At 74.1% G+C, this 17607-nt stretch carries 15 protein-coding genes; 4 read left to right on the forward strand and 11 right to left on the reverse strand.

Features of this window, described 5'->3' with window-relative positions; all coding sequences use genetic code 11:
- Positions 1-5: 5 nt before the first annotated feature.
- Entirely contained in the window at positions 6-992 is a 987-nt protein-coding gene (gene deoC / locus ACFVHI_RS05540; RefSeq protein WP_079135833.1) for a deoxyribose-phosphate aldolase, read from the reverse strand.
- A gap of 207 nt (positions 993-1199) precedes the next feature.
- Here deoC and ACFVHI_RS05545 point away from each other — a divergent pair, with 207 nt between their 5' ends.
- On the forward strand, positions 1200-1874 hold the full coding sequence (locus ACFVHI_RS05545) for a PH domain-containing protein (protein ID WP_063349070.1): 675 nt from the start codon (positions 1200-1202) through the stop codon (positions 1872-1874).
- A 63-nt stretch (positions 1875-1937) separates the two neighbouring features.
- On the opposite strand, the gene ACFVHI_RS05550 is transcribed toward ACFVHI_RS05545, so the two are convergent.
- From ACFVHI_RS05550 to ACFVHI_RS05575, 6 genes are all read right to left on the reverse strand, one after another.
- Positions 1938-3662 (reverse strand): phospho-sugar mutase, encoded by a 1725-nt coding sequence (locus ACFVHI_RS05550; RefSeq protein WP_380336039.1) that lies wholly within the window; start codon positions 3660-3662, stop codon positions 1938-1940.
- 149 nt (positions 3663-3811) lie between these two features.
- Positions 3812-4633, reverse strand: a complete 822-nt coding sequence (locus ACFVHI_RS05555; RefSeq protein ID WP_063349072.1) for a purine-nucleoside phosphorylase — start codon at positions 4631-4633, stop codon at positions 3812-3814.
- 199 nt (positions 4634-4832) lie between these two features.
- A complete protein-coding gene (locus tag ACFVHI_RS05560) occupies positions 4833-5918 on the reverse strand; it encodes an NlpC/P60 family protein (protein WP_380336042.1) in 1086 nt (361 codons plus the stop codon).
- A 60-nt stretch (positions 5919-5978) separates the two neighbouring features.
- Positions 5979-6461, reverse strand: coding sequence for a poly-gamma-glutamate biosynthesis protein PgsC/CapC (locus ACFVHI_RS05565; protein WP_063349074.1), 483 nt, complete (start codon positions 6459-6461; stop codon positions 5979-5981).
- Positions 6458-7807, reverse strand: coding sequence for a poly-gamma-glutamate synthase PgsB (gene pgsB / locus ACFVHI_RS05570; RefSeq protein WP_380336045.1), 1350 nt, complete (start codon positions 7805-7807; stop codon positions 6458-6460). The genes ACFVHI_RS05565 and pgsB overlap by 4 nt, the downstream gene beginning before the upstream one ends.
- Before the next feature lie 21 nt (positions 7808-7828).
- Positions 7829-10069 (reverse strand): HAMP domain-containing protein, encoded by a 2241-nt coding sequence (locus tag ACFVHI_RS05575; protein ID WP_380336048.1) that lies wholly within the window; start codon positions 10067-10069, stop codon positions 7829-7831.
- Positions 10070-10315: 246 nt separating this feature from the next.
- Here ACFVHI_RS05575 and ACFVHI_RS05580 point away from each other — a divergent pair, with 246 nt between their 5' ends.
- Complete coding sequence (locus ACFVHI_RS05580) at positions 10316-11305, forward strand: hypothetical protein (protein WP_380336051.1); 990 nt, start codon at positions 10316-10318, stop codon at positions 11303-11305.
- A 38-nt stretch (positions 11306-11343) separates the two neighbouring features.
- Here ACFVHI_RS05580 and ACFVHI_RS05585 read toward each other — a convergent pair whose 3' ends face one another.
- On the reverse strand, positions 11344-11781 hold the full coding sequence (locus tag ACFVHI_RS05585) for a gamma-glutamylcyclotransferase (protein WP_063349076.1): 438 nt from the start codon (positions 11779-11781) through the stop codon (positions 11344-11346).
- Between the two features lie 99 nt (positions 11782-11880).
- Between ACFVHI_RS05585 and ACFVHI_RS05590 the strand changes: the two genes are divergently transcribed.
- Both ACFVHI_RS05590 and ACFVHI_RS05595 read left to right on the forward strand, forming a co-directional pair.
- Positions 11881-13329, forward strand: coding sequence for an NAD(P)H-quinone dehydrogenase (locus ACFVHI_RS05590; protein ID WP_063349077.1), 1449 nt, complete (start codon positions 11881-11883; stop codon positions 13327-13329).
- 236 nt (positions 13330-13565) lie between these two features.
- Positions 13566-14522 carry a DeoR/GlpR family DNA-binding transcription regulator gene (locus ACFVHI_RS05595; RefSeq protein ID WP_380336068.1) on the forward strand — a complete coding sequence of 319 codons (957 nt, stop codon included), beginning with the start codon at positions 13566-13568 and terminating at the stop codon, positions 14520-14522.
- A 78-nt stretch (positions 14523-14600) separates the two neighbouring features.
- Here the strand turns inward: ACFVHI_RS05595 and ACFVHI_RS05600 are convergent, their stop codons facing one another.
- The 3 genes from ACFVHI_RS05600 to mmpB form a co-directional block, all read right to left on the reverse strand.
- The gene (locus ACFVHI_RS05600) at positions 14601-16376 is read right to left on the reverse strand and encodes a biotin carboxylase N-terminal domain-containing protein (RefSeq protein WP_363369182.1); all 1776 of its coding nucleotides are present in this window, start codon (positions 16374-16376) and stop codon (positions 14601-14603) included.
- Positions 16377-16664: 288 nt separating this feature from the next.
- Positions 16665-17264 (reverse strand): nucleoside triphosphate pyrophosphatase, encoded by a 600-nt coding sequence (locus tag ACFVHI_RS05605; RefSeq protein ID WP_350877314.1) that lies wholly within the window; start codon positions 17262-17264, stop codon positions 16665-16667.
- 73 nt (positions 17265-17337) lie between these two features.
- The gene (mmpB, locus tag ACFVHI_RS05610; RefSeq protein ID WP_279634918.1) at positions 17338-17463 is read right to left on the reverse strand and encodes a morphogenic membrane protein MmpB; all 126 of its coding nucleotides are present in this window, start codon (positions 17461-17463) and stop codon (positions 17338-17340) included.
- Positions 17464-17607 lie beyond the last annotated feature (144 nt).

A 17607-nucleotide genomic window follows, 5' to 3' on the forward strand; every position in this document is an offset into this window, starting at 1 on the left:
GGTGATCAGTCCACCGTCACGTAGTCGGGGCCGGAGTAGCGTCCGGTGGTGAGCTTCTGGCGCTGCATCAGCAGGTCGTTGAGCAGGCTGGAGGCGCCGAAGCGGAACCAGTGCGGGCTCAGCCAGTCGTCGCCGAGGGTCTCGTTGACCATCACCAGGTACTTCATGGCGTCCTTGGTGGTCTTGATCCCACCGGCGGGCTTCACACCGACCTGGACGCCGGTCTGCGCCTTGAAGTCGCGGACCGCCTCCAGCATCAGCAGGGTGACCGGCGGGGTCGCGTTGACGGCGACCTTGCCGGTGGAGGTCTTGATGAAGTCGGCGCCGGCCAGCATCGCCAGCCAGGAGACGCGGCGCACGTTGTCGTACGTCTGCAGCTCGCCGGTCTCGAAGATCACCTTGAGGTGGGCGCTGGTGCCGTCCGGGCGCTTGCACGCCTCCTTGACGGCGACGATCTCGTTGAAGACGTCGTAGTAGCGGCCGGAGAGGAAGGCTCCCCGGTCGATCACCATGTCGATCTCGTCGGCGCCCGCGGCGACCGCGTCGGCGGTGTCGGCGAGCTTCACCGGGAGGGCGGCGCGGCCGGCCGGGAAGGCGGTGGCCACCGAGGCGACCTGGATGTCGGTGCCCCGCAGGGCGTCCTTCGCGGTGGCGACCATGTCCGGGTAGACGCAGATGGCGGCGACGCGGGGGGTGGTCGGGTCGGTCGGGTCGGGGGTCCTGCCCTTGGCGCACAGGGCGCGCACCTTGCCGACCGTGTCCGCGCCTTCCAGCGTGGTCAGGTCGATCATCGAGATCGACAGGTCGATGGCGTACGCCTTCGCCGTGGTCTTGATCGAGCGGGTACCGAGGGTGGCGGCACGCGCCTCAAGGCCGACCTGGTCGACGCCGGGCAGGCCGTGCAGGAAGCGGCGGAGCGAGGCCTCGGACGCCGCAACGTCCTGAAGGCCGCTGCCCGCAACGCCGAGGGCATTGGCTGCAACAGTGGACATAGTCACCAGAGCAGCATATCTACGCGCGTAGTCGACCGCTAGGGGGCCTGCCTTTCGTGGCCGGACCGAGACCTCGGGGGAGGCGGAGGGGCGGCAGGGGGCGTGTACGCGCGGGAGGCGCGGCGACCGGCGACCGGGTGGTCCGGGGGCGGCATTCGATGCCGGACCGAGACCTCTCGGTGGGGGGCATGGGGCAGAATCGACGGCATGACCGATTCCCACGGCAAGCCCCGCAAGGGTTCCGCCGCCCCCGACGGGGATCCCGCGTACGCGGACCGCGTGTACCGCTCTGTCCCCGGTGTGATCTCCGGAGTGCTGCTGCTGGCCGTCGCCGCCTGGCTGATCGGCGACGCGGTGCTGAACGGGACGGGGAAGACGCCGTACGTCTCGCTCGCGGCGGTACCGCTGTTCGCCTTCCCGGTGATCGCCTACACGCTGCGCCCGGCGGTGCTGGCGGACAGCAGCCGGCTGCTGGTGCGCAACCCGTGGCGGACGATCACCGCGCCGTGGGCCTCGGTGGACGCGCTGCGCGCGGGGTACTCGGTCGAGCTGCTGGCCGGGGGCAAGAAGTACCAGGTGTGGGCGGTGCCGGTGTCGCTGCGGCAGCGCAAGCGGGCGACCCGGGCCCAGCAGCGCGGCGGCGCCGAGCACGCCTCCCGGATGGGGATGGTGTTCGGCCGCCAGACCAACCCGGTGGTGCAGGGCTCGCCCGATCCGACCCGCGCCTGGTCCGACCAGGTGACCAACGTGCTCCAGGAGATGGCCGAGCGCAACGCCCGCCGCCCCGACGCGGCCGGCCCGGTCGAGGTGGCGTGGTGCTGGTGGGTGATCGCGCCGACGCTGGCCGGCCTGGCCGCGCTGATCACGGTGATCGCGGTCTGAGCCGAAGCACGCGAGGGGCCCGCCGGTACGCGACCGGCGGGCCCCTTGTCGTACGGGCGGGCGTCAGGCGGCGATGCCCGCGGCCTCGGCCAGGTCGCGCTTGACCGCTTCGAGCAGCTCGGCGGCCCGCTCGCGGGTGGCGGTGAGGTCGGCGGCGGTGGCGACCGGGAGGACGACCTCCAGGTAGCACTTGAGCTTGGGCTCGGTGCCGGACGGGCGGACCACGATGCGGGCCGAGCGGACGGCCTCGCCGGCCAGGTAGTAGCGCAGGCCGTCGGTGGGCGGCAGCTCGGCGGAGCCCGCCGACAGGTCGTCCGCACGGGTGACCCGGAGGCCGGCCAGGACGGTCGGCGGCTGCTCGCGCAGCCGGCGCATGGCGTCGGCGATCAGCGAGAGGTCCTGCACGCGGACGGACAGCTGGTCGGTGGCGTGCAGGCCGTGCTCCAGCGCCAGGTCGTCCAGCAGGTCGGTCAGGGTGCGGCCGGACGTCTTGAGGGTGGCGGCCAGTTCGGCGACCAGCAGGGCGGCGGTGATGCCGTCCTTGTCCCGGACGCCCTGCGGGTCGACGCAGTAGCCGAGCGCCTCCTCGTAGCCGTAGCGCAGGCCCTCGGCGCGGGAGAGCCACTTGAAGCCGGTCAGCGTCTCGGCGTAGCCCAGGCCGGCGGCCTCGGCGATCCGGCCCAGCAGGGTGGCGGAGACGATGGTGGTGGCGAAGACGCCCTCGGCCTTCTTGGCGACCAGGGCCGCGCCGAGCAGCGCGCCGACCTCGTCGCCGCGCAGCATCCGCCAGCCGGAGGTGCCGTTGCCGCTGCCGGCCGCGTTGGCGAGGACCGGGACGGCCACCGCGCAGCGGTCGGCGTCCGGGTCGTTGGCGATCACGATGTCGGGGCCGACCGAGGCGGCGGTGCGGAAGGCGAGGTCCATCGCCCCCGGCTCCTCCGGGTTGGGGAAGGCCACGGTCGGGAAGTCCGGGTCGGGCTCGGCCTGCTCGGCGACGACGGTGGGCGCCGGGAAGCCGGCCCGGCGGAAGGCGGCGACCAGGGTGTCGCGGCCGACGCCGTGCATCGGGGTGTAGACGACGTCGAGGTTGCGCGGGCTGTGCTCGTCGACGATCGAGACGGCCCGGGCCAGGTAGGCCTCGATGACGTCCTCGCCGAGCACCTCCCAGCCGTCCTCGGCGCGCGGGACGTCGTGGAGCGAACTGATCGCGTCGATCTCGGCGGCGATCCCGGCGTCGGCTGGCGGGACGATCTGCGAGCCGTCGCCCAGGTAGACCTTGTAGCCGTTGTCCTGCGGCGGGTTGTGGCTGGCGGTCACGGTGACGCCGGCGGCCGCGCCCAGGTGGCGGACGGCGAAGGCGAGCACCGGGGTCGGCAGCGGGCGCGGCAGCAGCGCGGCGCGCAGGCCGGCGCCGACCACCACGGCGGCGGTGTCCCGGGCGAAGTCGTAGGACTTGTGGCGGGCGTCGTAGCCGATCACGACCAGGTCGCCCAGGTTCTGCTGCTTGACGTAGGCGACCAGGCCGGCGGCGGCCCGGATCACCACGGCGCGGTTCATCCGCATCGGGCCCGCGCCCAGTTCGCCGCGCAGGCCGGCGGTGCCGAACTGGAGCCGGTCGGCGAAGCGCTCGGCGAGGTCCGACCAGGCGAGCTTGCCGTCCGTCTCGGCCGCCGGGTCCTCGGCCCGGGCGAGCAGGGCGGTCAGCTCCTCGCGGGTCTGCGGGTCGGGGTCCTCGGCCAGCCAGGTTCGGGCCCGGGCGAGGAGGTCGGTGGTGGTTGCCTGCGTCATGGCTGCCTGCTCCATCGGGAAGTGCGTCGGTTGGTCGGCCGGAGGGTTCCGCAAAGAAGGGGTGGGCACATGCGGACGGGGCCCGCGGGGCGTGATCAGGGGATCACGGCCGAGGGCCCCGTCGCTCATGATTGTGCGCCAGCCGGGCGTCAGATCCGCTCAAGGACCTTCGCGAGCAGCTCGCCCATGCGCTCGGCGGAGGCCTTGCCGGCCTCCAGCACCTCGGCGTGGTTGAGCGGCTCGCCGGTGATGCCGGCGGCCAGGTTGGTGACCAGCGAGATGCCGAGCACCTCGGAGCCGGCCTCGCGGGCGGCGATGGCCTCCAGGGTGGTGGACATGCCGACCAGCTCGCCGCCGATCACTCGGGCCATGTTGACCTCGGCCGGGGTCTCGTAGTGCGGGCCGCGGAACTGGACGTAGACGGCCTCGTCCAGGCTCGGGTCCACCTCGTGGCAGAGCGCGCGCAGGCGCTTGGAGTACAGGTCGGTGAGGTCGACGAAGTTGGCGCCGACGATCGGGGAGTCCGCGGTCAGGTTGATGTGGTCGCTGATCAGGACCGGCTGGCCGGGGACCCAGCCCTCGCGCAGACCGCCGCAGCCGTTGGTCAGCACGATGATGCCGCAGCCGGCCGCGGCGGCGGTGCGCACGCCGTGGACGACGGTGGCCACGCCGTGGCCCTCGTAGTAGTGGTTGCGGCCGAGGAAGATCAGGGCGCGCTTGTCGCCGATCTTCACCGAGCGGATCGTGCCGGCGTGGCCGGCGACGGCGGGGGCGGGGAAGCCCGGGAGCTCGGTGACCGGGAACTCGGCCACGGTCTCGCCCAGGGCGTCGGCGGCCGGCACCCAGCCGGAGCCCATCACCAGGGCGACGTCGTGCCGCTCGGCACCGGTCAGCTCGCGCAGGCGCTCGGCGGCGGCCTGGGCGGCGGCGTAGGGGTCGGCGGAGACGACCGACTGAGGAGATGCGTTCACGGCTCCGAGGATAGACGGGATTCGACTACGCGCGTAGAAAATCCGGCGCGGCATGCCGGATCGTTACCCGGTTGACCCGAAAGCACAGCTCGGTGGCGCCTTTCGGGTGACGTCGCTCGTCGGTACGTACAAGTCGGTGCGGGGTCGGTGCGAGGTCGGTGCGGGGTCGAACCGCAGGCGGTGCGGGCCGGGCCCGGGTTCAGAGCCGCTTCGCGCTGCGCAGCCCCTTCGCGTACAGGCCGTTGTCGTCCAGCCGCGCGGTGCCGCCTTTGTCGCCGAAGGTCGGGCCGTCCGCCTCCTCCCGACTGGAGACGTACCGGGGGTGGCCGTCGGTGTCCAGGCCCAGATAGATGCCGGTGTGGTCGAGCCGGGCGCCGGTGCGGGCGTCGATCTCGAAGAACACCAGGTCGCCGGGCTGGAGCGGGTCGATCGAGGCCGGCCGCAGGGTGGTGTCCGAGCCCGGCGCGGTGGTCAGCGGCAGCACCGGGACGCCCGGGCCGACCCGGGCCAGGCCGTTGGCGCTGCGCGGCAGGCCGGGGCCGGCCACGTCCTTGGAGAGCAGCGGGTAACCGGAGCGGTAGCCGTAGACCATCCGGACGTACCCGGAGCAGTCGAAGGCGCCGTACCGCGTCTTGTCCGGCTGCTTGGCCACCTTGTCGGCGAACGTGTACGGAACGCCGAGGTAGTCGAGGAAGTCGGTCTGCTCCAGCCGCAGGTCGTTGCCCACCGAACCGTTCGGGTTGAGCGGGCCGAAGGAGGCGTCGCCCTTGAACCGCACGCCCTTGGCGTCCTTCTCCGGCGCCGCGCCGGCCAGGTACTGGGTGGCCACCGCCAGCACGTCGTCCGCGGTGGAGCCGAGCGACTGCTGGAACCAGGTGCGGAACCAGCCCTCCTGCTCGGCGCCCGGCCGCCACGGCTGCGGCATCAGCCGGACCCAGGTGTCGGTCACCACGGTGGCCGTGGTGGTGCCCGGCTCGGCGAAGGTGCGGCTCGGGCCGGCCAGGACGGCGGTGCGGGCGCTGTCGGTCAGGGTGGCGACCACGCCGCCGCGGGCGTCCCGGACCACCGTGCGGTCCGGTCCGCCCAGCCGCTCGTAGCGGTACTCGGCGGCGGTGCCCTGGGCGGGGCTCGGCACGGCGGCGCTGGTGATCAGCGGCGCGCCGCCGCCCGGGTCCGACGGCCGGTCGTGGTCGCGGTCGCGCAGCTGGACGGTGAGGTAGCCGCTGGCGGCCAGCAGGGCCACGGCGAGGCCGCCGCTGAGCAGGGACTTGCGGGTGACGGGCATCGGGGGGTCTTCCTGGGGGTTCCTGCGGGGATTCCTGGCGGGGGTTCCTGAACGGGGGGATCAGGTGCCGGGCAGGGCGCCGAGCAGGACGCCGGCGGTGAGCACCACGTAGTTGGCGAGCGTCACCGTGCTGGTGGCCATCAGGGTGGCCGCCCGGGGCTGGCGGACCAGCTGGTAGGCGATCAGGCCGGGGACGATGAATCCGAGCGTCTGGTTGGCGTACAGGGTGGGCAGTTCGCGCTGGAGGACCAGCATCACGGTGGCCTGCAGCAGCACGCCGATCAGCACCACGGCGGCGAACAGCCGCTTGCCGTACAGGATCACCAGCTTCTGGACCACCCGGGTGGCGAGGTAGGTCAGCACCGTCACGCCGATCACGATGGCCACCCGCTGGAGGTCCTCGACCAGGGTGAGGGCCAGCCAGCCGGGGGTGATCATGCCACCGGGGGAGAGGTTGGTGGTCAGGTAGCAGACGAGCGAGAAGACCAGGCCGAGCGCGATGCCGATGGCGGCGATCTCGGGGGTGAGCTCGGTGGGGATCACTGCTGGTCTCCGTGGTGGGGGGTGTGGTGGTGGGGCTCGAACCAGGAGTCGGGGAGCGGTTCGGGGTGGTGGACGGGCTGGTACGCGGAGTCGTACACCGGCTCGGGGTAGAGCGGTTCGGGCTCGTGGTACGGGAGTTCGGGGGCGTCGGGCGCGTCCGGGGCCTCGTCGGGGGCGAGCCGGGCCAGCTCCTCCAGGAACAGTTCGCCCTGGCCGTGGATGTTGCCGACGGCCACCAGCGAGGAGTCCGGCCCGAGTTCGGCCAGCAGGTCGGCGGTGAGCCGGGCCGGGTCGCGCTTGTCGCCGCCGAGGTCGACCACCCGGCCGGACCACCCGGCGGGGATGCCGTCCCGGGCGCTCCTGGTGGGGTGGCCGATCAGGAACACGGTGTCCGGGTCGAGCTCGGGCACGATCTGGCCCATCTGGCCGTTGCGCTCCACCCGGTCCGGGCGGCAGTTGATCACCACGTTGAGCGGGCGGTGGATCGCGCCCAGGCCCTCCAGCTGGCGGACGTTCATCAGCGTGGACTCGGGGTCGTTGGCGGCGAAGACGTTGGCGAAGCGCAGCCGCTTGCCGTCCTCGGTGCGGTAGCGCTCGACGGACAGCACGCCCGGGTCCGGCGGGGCCGCCCACATGCCCTGCAGCGCGGTCCGCCGCTCCACGCCGAGGAGTTCGGCGACGGCCAGGGCGATCGCCACGTTCTCCTTGAAGGTGAACCAGCTGAACCCGCGCAGCTCCTCGTCGGTGACCGACTCCGGGTCCACCACGATCAGTTCGCAGTCGCGCCGGGCCGCCTCCGTGCGCAGGATGTGCGCGCGCTCCTGCTCGGCGGTGACGCACACCCCGCCGACCGGCATCGAGCGGGACAGCGAGCGGGCGACGTCGTCCAGGGTCGGGCCCATCTCGGCGAGGTGGTCCTCGCGGACGTTGCACAGCACGCCGATGGTGGAGCGGATCAGCTTGGTCTGGTTGACCTCCTGGAGCGCCGGCATGACGGCCATGCACTCGATCACCAGGGCGTCCGGCCGGTAGGTGGCGGCGCGGCGGACGATGCCGATCTGCTCGACCACATTGGCGATGCCGAACTTGCGGTAGACCGGCTCCTCGGTGGCGTCCGGATGGATGAACCGGGCCGCCGTGCCGGTGGTCTTGGCGACCGTCACCAGCCCGCCGCCGCGCAGCGCGCCCGCGCAGAGCCGGGTGATCGAGCTCTTGCCGCGGATGCCGTTGACCAGCACCCGGGTCGGGATCTGTTCCAGCGCGGCGAAGTGCCGGCGCTGCTCGACGATGCCGGCCACCAGCAGCACGGCGCAGCACACCAGCAGCACGACGTAGAGGAAGAGCACGGGAGGTCCTTCGGGCGGGGCTCAGCGGGCGTGCGCGGGCACGGGGACGGACTCGGGGGCGGCGGTGCGGCGGGGGCGGGCCGGTTCCTGACGGACCAGCTCCTGGCGGATCAGCTCCAGGCTCCGGGCGACGGCGCCGACCTCGTCGTGGTGGACGGGGTAGAGCACCGTCCGGCGGTCCCCGGCGGCCAGCGCCTCGGCGCTCGCCGCGAGCCGGCGCAGCGGCAGGCCGACCGCGATGAACAGCCAGCCGAGGCAGAGCGCGGCCGCGGCCAGGCCGAGCATGCCGGCCAGCACGGCCCGCCGGTCGGCCCGGTTCTCGTCCAGGTGCAGCCAGGCCACCGGGTGGGCGGTGACCACCGACCAGCCCAGCTTGGCCACGCTGCCGTTGCCGCCGAGCGGGGCGGCGGCGAACAGCGCCGGGTCGCCGCCGCCGCGCAGCACCTCGGCGGCGGCCGACTTCTTCGCCTGGGCCAGCAGGGCCCTGGCGCGGCCCTCGGGCAGCTCGCCGAAGGAGCTGTAGCCCTCGTTGGCGGCGAGCACCCGTTGCCGGTCGTCGACCAGCCAGACCCGGCCGAGGCCGGGGCGGACCAGCAGCCCGCTGAGGAAGTCCGTCTTGAACTCGCCGATCAGCACGGGCCCGGGCGGCTCGGCGGCGCCCTCCGACTCCGCGTCGGCGGGGGCGGCGGTGAGGGCCGCGCGGGCGGCGATCCGGGGCTCCCGGCCGGAGCTGTTGAGCAGCAGCACGCCGCTCGCGCCGAGGGCCTGCGGGCCGGTGCGGTGCGGGGCGTCGCCGGCGTGCGCGAGGACCTCGCCGTTCGCGCCGAGGACGTACAGCGCGCGGTAGCGGTCGTGCTCGGTGAGGGTGGCGCGCAGCAGGGCGTCGGCCTTGCCGACGGAGGCGCCGGCGAGTTCGGGGGCGAGCGAACGCAGGTCCGCGTAGCCCTCGTTGAGCGCCTGGCGGATCCGGTCGGCGGCGGTGTCGGTGCGGTCGCGCTGGCCCGCCACCACCTGGGTGGGGACCCGTACGGTCGGGTCGTTGCCGCCCAGGAACAGCAGCGGGCCGGACCAGCCGAGCACCAGGACGGCGCACAGCGCCAGCGGCAGTGCGGTGCCGGGGCGGCGCTTCGGCGCGGCGGGGGCCGGCGGGCGGGCCGGGTCGAGGAGTTGCAGCCGCAGCTCCTCCAGGGCGCGGGCGATCCGGCCGGCCTCCCTCCGCTTCGGGCCGCGGACCGGCAGGTCGAGCCGTTCGCCGCGGGTGAGCCGGCGGGACTCCAGGAACAGCCGCAGCAGCGGCCGCTGGAGGCTGCGGCTCAGGTACCACGCGAGCAGCAGGGCCAGGGCGAGCAGCGCGCCGGCGGCGGCCAGGCCGAGCGCGGGGTGGCGCAGGCTGCCGGGCTTGCCGTCGACGGTGCTGGTGGAGACCACGGTCAGGCCGAGCGGGGCGGCCGGGTCGTGCCCGCCCGTGGTGCCGACGGCGGCGTAGCCGGCGACCCGGCGCACGCCCTTGGCGTCCGGGCTGCCGGCCAGGCTGCCGGCGGCCGTCCCGCCGGGGGCCGGGCGCTCGCGGGCGGCGCGCTCCCGGGCGCCGGTGACCACGGCGCGGTCGGCCTCGGCGCCGAGTTCGGCGCCGGTGCTGTCCAGGACGGCGCCGGCGGCGTCGAGGACCTGGATGGTCTGTTCCTTGCGGGTCGCGATGCCGGGCAGCCGCAGGTTGTCGGAGGCGACCAGCAGGGCGCGGCCGTCGGCCTTGGTGGCGACCAGGGCGAAGGTGAGCAGCCGGGTGCCGGTGGCGGAGGGCACCAGGACGGGCGCGGGCGTGGTGTCGGTGACCCGGCTGAGGTCGAGGCCGGCCAGCGGCACGGTCTCGCCGCGGGCGGCGAGCAGCCTGCCGGTGTCGGGGCGGACCACCGCCGTGCCGCGCCACTTGTGGTACGCCTGGCCGAGCGCGGACAGCACCGCGGCCGGCTCGGCGGGCGCGGCGTCGTAGCGGGCGGCGGCCCGGCGCAGGTCGGTGGCGCTCTCGTGCAGCCCGGCGCGCAGCGAGGCCGCGGTGTCCTCGGCGGCGTACTGGTGGGACTCCCGGACGGCCTGCGGGGTGTCGTCGACGCGCAGCCCGCCGACGGCGAGCGCGGTGATGGCGGCGACGGCGAGCAGTAGCACCAGCAGCAGCGCGATGGGCGGGCGGATGCCTCCCAGCAGCGGCATGTCGGCCCGGCGGCGATAGCGGTGCTGTCGCGGCGGGTTGGGTGCCGTGCTCACGGGGCCTCGTTCTTCTCGGGGCTCGGCGCACCTGTCCCCGGGAGGTCCGCCGGCCTTCTCGTCGGTCAAGCACTGATCAAGAGTTGGTCAAGCCGGAACAGCGTACGAAGGAGATTTCGAAAAGTTGTCACGTTTCGGTGTCGATCGGATGCCGCTTGGAGATCTCTTTCCGCGAACCGGGCGTGGTGCGCGGCCCCGGGCGGCCCCCGGTGGTCCGCGGCGGGCGGCACGGTAGGTTCGACGGCCATGGAGACTCGGGGTTCGCGACGCCCGTTGCTGCTGTCGGCGGCGGTGCTGCTGGTGCTGGCGGCGCTCGCGGCGGTGCTGACGCTGGCCGTGCGCGGCTCCGCCGAGCGGCCGGCGGCGGGCGCTGCGGCGGGCGCCCCGGCGGGCCGGAGCGGACCGACCGGGCCCGCCCCGGTGGACCTGGCGGCCCTGGTCGACGGGTACACCGCCGGGTTCACCGCAGGCGGCCCGTACACCGCGCCGGACGCCGGGCAGCGCCGGGCGATCGCCGACGGCGTGCTCGGCGCGCTGGACGGGCAGGCCGAGCAGGCCGGGCGCTCGCTGGCGCGGGTCGGCTACCGGCTCACCGAGTTCACCGAGGCGGCGACCGGCCGCCGGGTGGCGGAGATCGCCGACGGCACGGACGCCGAGGGCCGCGGCTGGGGCCGGGTCTACCTGGACCTCTCGGCCCGGACGGGCTGGTCCGTGCAGGTGCCCCACCCGGTCTCGGACGCCCGTACCGAGGCGCTCGGGGTGGACCTCTTCCGGGCCGCGCCGGGCGGGGTGCTGGTGCTCGCCGGGGCGCACCGCCGGGCCGGGGCGGACGGCGCCTCGGACGTCGCGCACCGCGCCGACACGGTCTTCGCGGCGGTGGTCGAGGCGCTCACCGGGCGCGGCCTGCCCGGCATCCAGGTGCACGGCTTCGACGAGGGCAGCCTGCCCGGGCAGGACGCGGTGGTCTCCAGCGGCGCCGGCCAGCCGGGCCCGGCCGCCGAGCTGACCGCCACCGGGCTGGGGAAGGCCGGGTACGCGGCCTGCCGGGCCTGGCGGGAGAAGTGCGGGCAGCTCGGGGGCACCACCAACGTCGAGGGCCGGTTCGCGGCCGGGCTCGGCGTGCCGTGGCTGCACGTCGAGCTGGGCAACGGGCTGCGCACCGAGCCGGCCCGCCGCGTGGCGGTGGCCGGGGTGCTGGCGCAGACGGCCCGCGGCTGGGCCGCGGGTCAGGGCTAGCGGGCCAGGGTTAGCAGGTCAGGGCTAGCGGGTCAGGGCTAGCAGGGGCGGCGGCGCAGGTCCATCACGTAGTCGTGCGGGGCGCCGGCGCTCTCGGCGGCGTCGGCGACCAGGCCGAGGTAGCGGGCCGCGGGCAGGCCGCCCTCGTAGTCGTTGAGCACGTACGTCCAGACCGGGGTGTCGCCGTCCAGGGTCTGCGCGCGCAGTTTGATCTTGCGGTAGATGCCGAGCTGGACGCCCTCCCAGCGGTCCAGGCCCTCCTCGTCCATCGGCGCGACGTCGTACAGCGAGACGAAGACCTGGTCCTTCCCGTCCTCGACGACGGTGGCCAACGAGCCCTCCCAGCCGAGCTGTTCACCGCCGAAGGTGAGCCGCCAGCCGTCCAGCCACCCGGTGCCGCGCAGTGGTGAGTGCGGGGCGCGGCGGGTCATCTGCCGTGCATCGAGGTTGGTGGCATACGCGGCGTAAAGGGGCATGGGGGGAAGACTAGCCCGGTGGATGGACGGTCCGCGGCGACTGGGCGATCGCACAGAAGCCCGGACCCCGGCGTGGCGGCGTTCCCGGCGTGCGGGACAATGGTGCACGTGACTCGGATCGTGATCATCGGTGGCGGACCCGGCGGCTACGAGGCTGCGCTGGTGGCCGCGCAGCTCGGCGCGGAGGTGACCGTCGTCGACCGCGACGGTCTGGGCGGATCGGCGGTGCTCACCGACTGCGTGCCGTCGAAGACCCTGATCGCGACCGCGGAGGTGATGACCACCTTCGACAGCTCGTACGAGGAGCTGGGCATCACCGTCGCGCAGGACGAGGCCGCGGACGCGGCCAAGGTCATCGGCGTGGACCTGGGCAAGGTCAACCGCCGTGTGAAGCGGCTGGCGATCGCGCAGTCCCACGACATCACCCAGTCGGTCACCCGGGCCGGGGTCACCGTGCTGCGCGGCCGCGGCCGGCTCGGCGGCGGCGGGCAGGCGGTGGACGGTTCCCGCGAGGTGCTGGTGGACGCGCCGGACGGCACCGTCCAGTCGCTGCGCGCCGACGCGGTGCTGATCGCCACCGGCGCCCACCCCCGCGAGCTGCCGGACGCCCAGCCGGACGGCGAGCGGATCCTCACCTGGACCCAGGTGTACGACCTGGAGGAGCTGCCCCGCGAGCTGATCGTGGTCGGCTCCGGTGTGACCGGCGCGGAGTTCGCGGGTGCCTACCAGGCGCTCGGCTCCAAGGTCACCCTGGTCTCCAGCCGTGACCGGGTGCTGCCGGGCGAGGACCCGGACGCCGCCGAGGTGCTGGAGGACGTCTTCCGCCGCCGCGGCATGAACGTGATGGGCCGCTCGCGCGCCGAGAGCGTCAAGCGGATCGGCGACCGGGTCGAGGTGGCCCTCGCCGACGGCAAGGTGATCGAGGGCACGCACTGCCTGATGGCGGTCGGCTCGATCCCCAACACCGCGCAGATGGGCCTGGAGGAGGCCGGGGTCAAGCTCAACGACTGGGGCCAGATCCAGGTCGACCGGGTCTCCCGCACCAGCGCCCCGGGCGTCTACGCGGCCGGCGACTGCACCGGCGTCTTCATGCTCGCCTCGGTGGCGGCCATGCAGGGCCGGATCGCGATGTACCACGCGCTCGGCGACGCGGTGCAGCCGTTGAACCTGAAGACCGTCGCCTCCAACGTCTTCACCGACCCGGAGATCGCCACCGTCGGCTACACCGCGGCCGATGTGGAGTGCGGCAAGATGGACGCGGTCGTGGTCAAGCTGCCGCTGCGCGGCAACCCGCGGGCGAAGATGCAGGGCATCCGGGACGGCTTCGTGAAGCTGTTCTGCCGCCCGGGCACCGGCATCGTGGTGGGCGGCGTGGTCGTCGCCCCGCGGGCCAGCGAGCTCATCCACCCGATCGCGCTCGCGGTGGACGCCAATCTGACCGTCGAACAGGTGGCCAGCGCCTTCACCGTCTACCCGTCGGTCTCCGGCTCGACCGCCGAGGCCGCCCGGCAGCTGCACATCCGCAAGCGGGTCGAGAGCGAATCCTGAACCTCCGGCGCACAGTTGAGGGCGGCTGCCGATCGGCGGCCGCCTTTTGCGCAGGAGTGATCGTCACCCGGACGGCGGGCGCAGTCCCGGGCTGCTGACGGCGCGTATTGTACGGTCACGCGCCGCTCTTGCGTGAGCAATTCCAGCTACTAGCTGCAAACGCCTGAAAGCAGACGGTCACGCAGGTTACCGTCGGTTCTGTGTTTGCAGCAGAACGTCGCCAGTTGATCCTCGAAATGGTGCGCGCCAACGGAGCGGTCTCGCTCCGGGAGTTGGCCCGCGTCGTCCAGACCTCCGAAGTGACCGTGCGCCGCGACGTACGGGCACTGGAGGCAGAAGGGCTCCTCGACCGCCGGCACGGCGGCGCGGTGCTCCCCGGCGGCTTCAGCCGCGAACCCGGCTACCCGCAGAAGACCCACCTCTCCGCGGCGGAGAAGAGCGCCATCGCCGACCTCGCCGCCGGCCTGGTGGAGGAGGGGGACGCGGTGGTGGTCGGCGCCGGCACCACCACCCAGGAGCTGGCCCGCAGGCTGGCCAGGGTGCCCGGCCTCACCGTGGTCACCAACTCGCTGCTGGTCGCCCAGGCGCTGGCGCACGCCAACCGGGTGGAGGTGGTGATGACCGGCGGCACCCTGCGGGGTTCCAACTACGCGCTGGTCGGCAGCGGTGCCGAGCAGTCCCTGCACGGGCTGAGGGTCTCCAAGGCCTTCATCTCCGGCAGCGGGCTGACCGCCGAGCGGGGCCTGTCCACCGCCAACATGCTGTCCGCGAGCGTGGACCGGGCGCTGGTGCAGTCGGCCAACGAGGTCATCGTCCTCGCCGACCACACCAAGCTCGGCGCGGACTCCATGTTCCAGACCGTGCCCACCGAGAACATCACCCGGCTGGTCACGGACGAGCAGGCGACCGCCGACGACGGCACCGCCCGGCAACTCGACGCGATCGCCGACTGCGGGGTGCAGATCGACCTGGCGCCGCTCGGCGCCGCCCCCACCGGGGACGCCCCGGTGCACGGCACCGGCAGCGGGCCCGTCCACCAGACCCAGCCCGGCCCGCTGGCGCGCCGCCCCGCCCCGCCCCCCGGCGGCGCCCCGCTGCCCGGCCAGCGCCGGCCGGGCGCGCACGGAGGTCCGGGCGGTCCGGGCGGCCTGCCGGCCAGGCTGGCCGAGCTGGGCCTCCCGCGCGGGCGCTGAGGGTCCGTACCGCCGCGCGAACGCGGCCGGCCCGCACCCCGAGGGGGGTACGGGCCGGCCGGTGCTCCAGGGAGCGCGTCAGTCCTTGATCTCGCACAGCGCGGCGCCGCTGCTGACGCTCGCGCCCACCTCGGCCTTGAGGCCGACGACGGTGCCCGCCTTGTGCGCGTTCAGCGGCTGCTCCATCTTCATCGCCTCCAGGACCACGATCAGCTCGCCCTCGGCGACGACCTGGCCCTCCTCGACGGCGACCTTGACGATGGTGCCCTGCATCGGCGAGGCCAGGGTGTCACCGCTGACGGCCGAACCGGCCTTCTTGGCGCCCACCCGGCGCTTGGCCTTCGCGGCACCCGCCGCACCGGCCGCCGGGGCCGCCGAGACGCCCAGCGAGGACGGCAGCGAGACCTCGATCCGCTTGCCGCCGACCTCGACCACGACGGTCTCGCGGCCCTCGGCCTCCTCGCCGTCGCCGGCCGCGCCCGCGAACGGCGGGATGGTGTTGTCGAACTCGGTCTCGATCCACCGGGTGTAGATCGTGAACGGGCCCTCGCCGCCGTGCACCTCGGGCGCGAATGCCGGGTCGGTGACGACCGCCTGGTGGAACGGGATGGCGGTGGCCATGCCCTCCACCTTGAACTCGTTCAGCGCGCGGCGGGCCCGCTCCAGGGCCTGCTTGCGGTCCCGGCCGGAGACGATCAGCTTGGCCAGCAGGGAGTCCCAGGCCGGGCCGATGACCGAGCCGGTCTCCACGCCGGAGTCCAGCCGGACGCCCGGGCCGGACGGCGGCGCGAACAGCGTCACGGTGCCGGGCGCGGGCAGGAAGCCCCGGCCCGGGTCCTCGCCGTTGATGCGGAACTCGAACGAGTGGCCGCGCACCTCGGGGTCGCCGTAGCCCAGTTCCTCGCCGTCGGCGATCCGGAACATCTCGCGGACCAGGTCGAGTCCGGTGACCTCCTCGGTGACCGGGTGCTCGACCTGCAGCCGGGTGTTGACCTCCAGGAAGGAGATCGTGCCGTCCAGCGCCACCAGGAACTCGCAGGTTCCGGCGCCCTCGTAGCCGGCCTCCTTCAGGATGGCCTTGGACGCCCGGTACAGCTCGGCGTTCTGCTCGGCGGTCAGGAACGGCGCGGGCGCCTCCTCGACCAGCTTCTGGTGCCGGCGCTGCAGCGAGCAGTCACGGGTGGAGACGACCACCACGTTGCCGTGCTTGTCCGCGAGGCACTGGGTCTCCACGTGCCGCGGGTTGTCCAGGTAGCGCTCGACGAAACACTCGCCGCGGCCGAAGGCGGCGACGGCCTCGCGCACCGCGGACTCGTACAGCTCCGGGATCTCCTCCAGCGTGCGGGCGACCTTGAGGCCGCGGCCGCCGCCGCCGAAGGCCGCCTTGATGGCGACCGGAAGGCCGTGCTCCCGGGCGAACACGACCACCTCGTCGGCACCCGAGACCGGGTCCGGGGTCCCGGCGACCAGCGGCGCGCCGGCGCGCTGCGCCACGTGCCGGGCGGTGACCTTGTCACCGAGGTCGCGGATGGCCTGCGGGGGCGGGCCGATCCAGGTCAGGCCCGCGTCGAGGACGGCCTGGGCGAAGTCGGCGTTCTCCGACAGGAACCCGTAGCCGGGGTGGACGGCGTCGGCCCCGGAGTCCGCTGCGGCCTTCAGGACCTTGGCGATGTCCAGGTAACTGGTGCCGGGGGTGTCTCCACCCAGCGCGTAAGCCTCGTCGGCCGCGCGGACGTGCAGCGCATCCCGGTCCGGCTCGGCGTAGACGGCGACGCTGGCGATACCGGCGTCCGAGCAGGCCCGGGCGACGCGGACGGCGATTTCCCCGCGGTTGGCGATGAGCACCTTGCGCACTGTGGCTCCCTTCTTGAACCTGGTCGAGTTTATGGATTCCTGGGCGGTACCGGCGAGTAGCCCCAGGTTGTGAACTATCCCACACGGACGGTGATGAATTTCCGGGGCCCGTCGACCGCCCGTCCGGCGACGCCGCAGGTCGCGGCCGGTGCGGTCGAACCGGCCGGATCCACAGCGGGTGACCGGGCGTTGTCCGGTGCCCCGGTGGCATCGGACACACTCTCGCGCGGCCGGCTCAAACGACGGTGGAACGGGCGGCGGGCCGCCGCCGTCCTGCGGGCCCGGCCGTCAGGCCCAGAGGTCGACCAGCCGGACGTCCAGGTCGGCGAGCAGGGCGCGCAGCAGCGGCAGCGAGAGGCCGATGACGTTGCCCGGGTCGCCGTCGATGCCCTCGATGAACGGCGCCGAGCGCCCGTCCAGGGTGAACGCCCCGGCGACGTGCAGGGGCTCGCCGGAGGCCACGTAGGCGGCGATCTCGGCGTCGTCCGGGGTGCCGAAGCGGACGGTGGTGGACGCGGTCGCCGAGGACTGCCGGCCGGTCGCGGTGTCGATCACGCAGTGGCCGGTGCGCAGCACCCCGGCCCGGCCGCGCATCGACTGCCAGCGGGCGAGCGCCTCGGTGGCGTCGGCGGGCTTGCCGAGGGCCTGGCCGTCCAGCTCCAGGACGGAGTCGCAGCCGATCACCAGCTCGCCGCCGGTCAGTGCGGCGGCGACCGCCTTCGCCTTGGCCTCGGCCAGCACCAGGGCGAGTTCGGCCGGGGTGGCGGCGCTGATCGCGTCCTCGTCGACGCCGCTGACCACCACGCGCGGGTCGAGGCCCGCCTGGCGGAGCAGTCCGAGGCGGGCGGGGGAGGCGGAGGCGAGGACGAGGATGCGCTGGTCGGTCATGCCCCTCAGGGTAGGGGGTGCCGGTGTCCGCCGTTCGGGTGAACGGCGGTCGCGGCGATCGGGTGAGCGGCGGTCACAGCAGGAGGAGGACGGCGGCCACCATCGCGAGGGCGGCGAGCACCCGGCCGGCCCGGTGCAGCCGCTCCATCATCCGGCGGGCCTCCGGGGAGGGCTCGTCGCGGGGGTCTGACCAGAGCACACGTCCAGGGTGCGCCGCGCCCGGTCCCGGGCGCCTGAGTATCCGTACTCAGCTTTCGGGCAATCCGGGCGGACGGGCCCGAACGGGTGCGGAGTGGGGGGTGGGGCGGGGCCGGAAGCCCCACCCCCCCCCGCGGGGAAGCGC

Origin of the sequence: Kitasatospora sp. NPDC127121, assembly GCF_042677305.1 — a bacterium.
Classification (GTDB): Bacteria; Actinomycetota; Actinomycetes; order Streptomycetales; family Streptomycetaceae; genus Kitasatospora.

Bases quoted from the DNA above. Each gene is read 5' to 3' on its own strand.
- ACFVHI_RS05590 (WP_063349077.1), top strand. From the start codon at position 11,881: ATGGTGCACGTGACTCGGATCGTGATCATCGGTGGCGGACCCGGCGGC.
- ACFVHI_RS05580 (WP_380336051.1), top strand. From the start codon at position 10,316: ATGGAGACTCGGGGTTCGCGACGCCCGTTGCTGCTGTCGGCGGCGGTG.
- ACFVHI_RS05595 (WP_380336068.1), top strand. From the start codon at position 13,566: ATGGTGCGCGCCAACGGAGCGGTCTCGCTCCGGGAGTTGGCCCGCGTC.
- ACFVHI_RS05560 (WP_380336042.1), bottom strand. From the start codon at position 5,918: ATGCCCGTCACCCGCAAGTCCCTGCTCAGCGGCGGCCTCGCCGTGGCC.
- ACFVHI_RS05550 (WP_380336039.1), bottom strand. From the start codon at position 3,662: ATGACGCAGGCAACCACCACCGACCTCCTCGCCCGGGCCCGAACCTGG.
- ACFVHI_RS05605 (WP_350877314.1), bottom strand. From the start codon at position 17,264: ATGACCGACCAGCGCATCCTCGTCCTCGCCTCCGCCTCCCCCGCCCGC.
- ACFVHI_RS05545 (WP_063349070.1), top strand. From the start codon at position 1,200: ATGACCGATTCCCACGGCAAGCCCCGCAAGGGTTCCGCCGCCCCCGAC.
- ACFVHI_RS05585 (WP_063349076.1), bottom strand. From the start codon at position 11,781: ATGCCCCTTTACGCCGCGTATGCCACCAACCTCGATGCACGGCAGATG.
- deoC (WP_079135833.1), bottom strand. From the start codon at position 992: ATGTCCACTGTTGCAGCCAATGCCCTCGGCGTTGCGGGCAGCGGCCTT.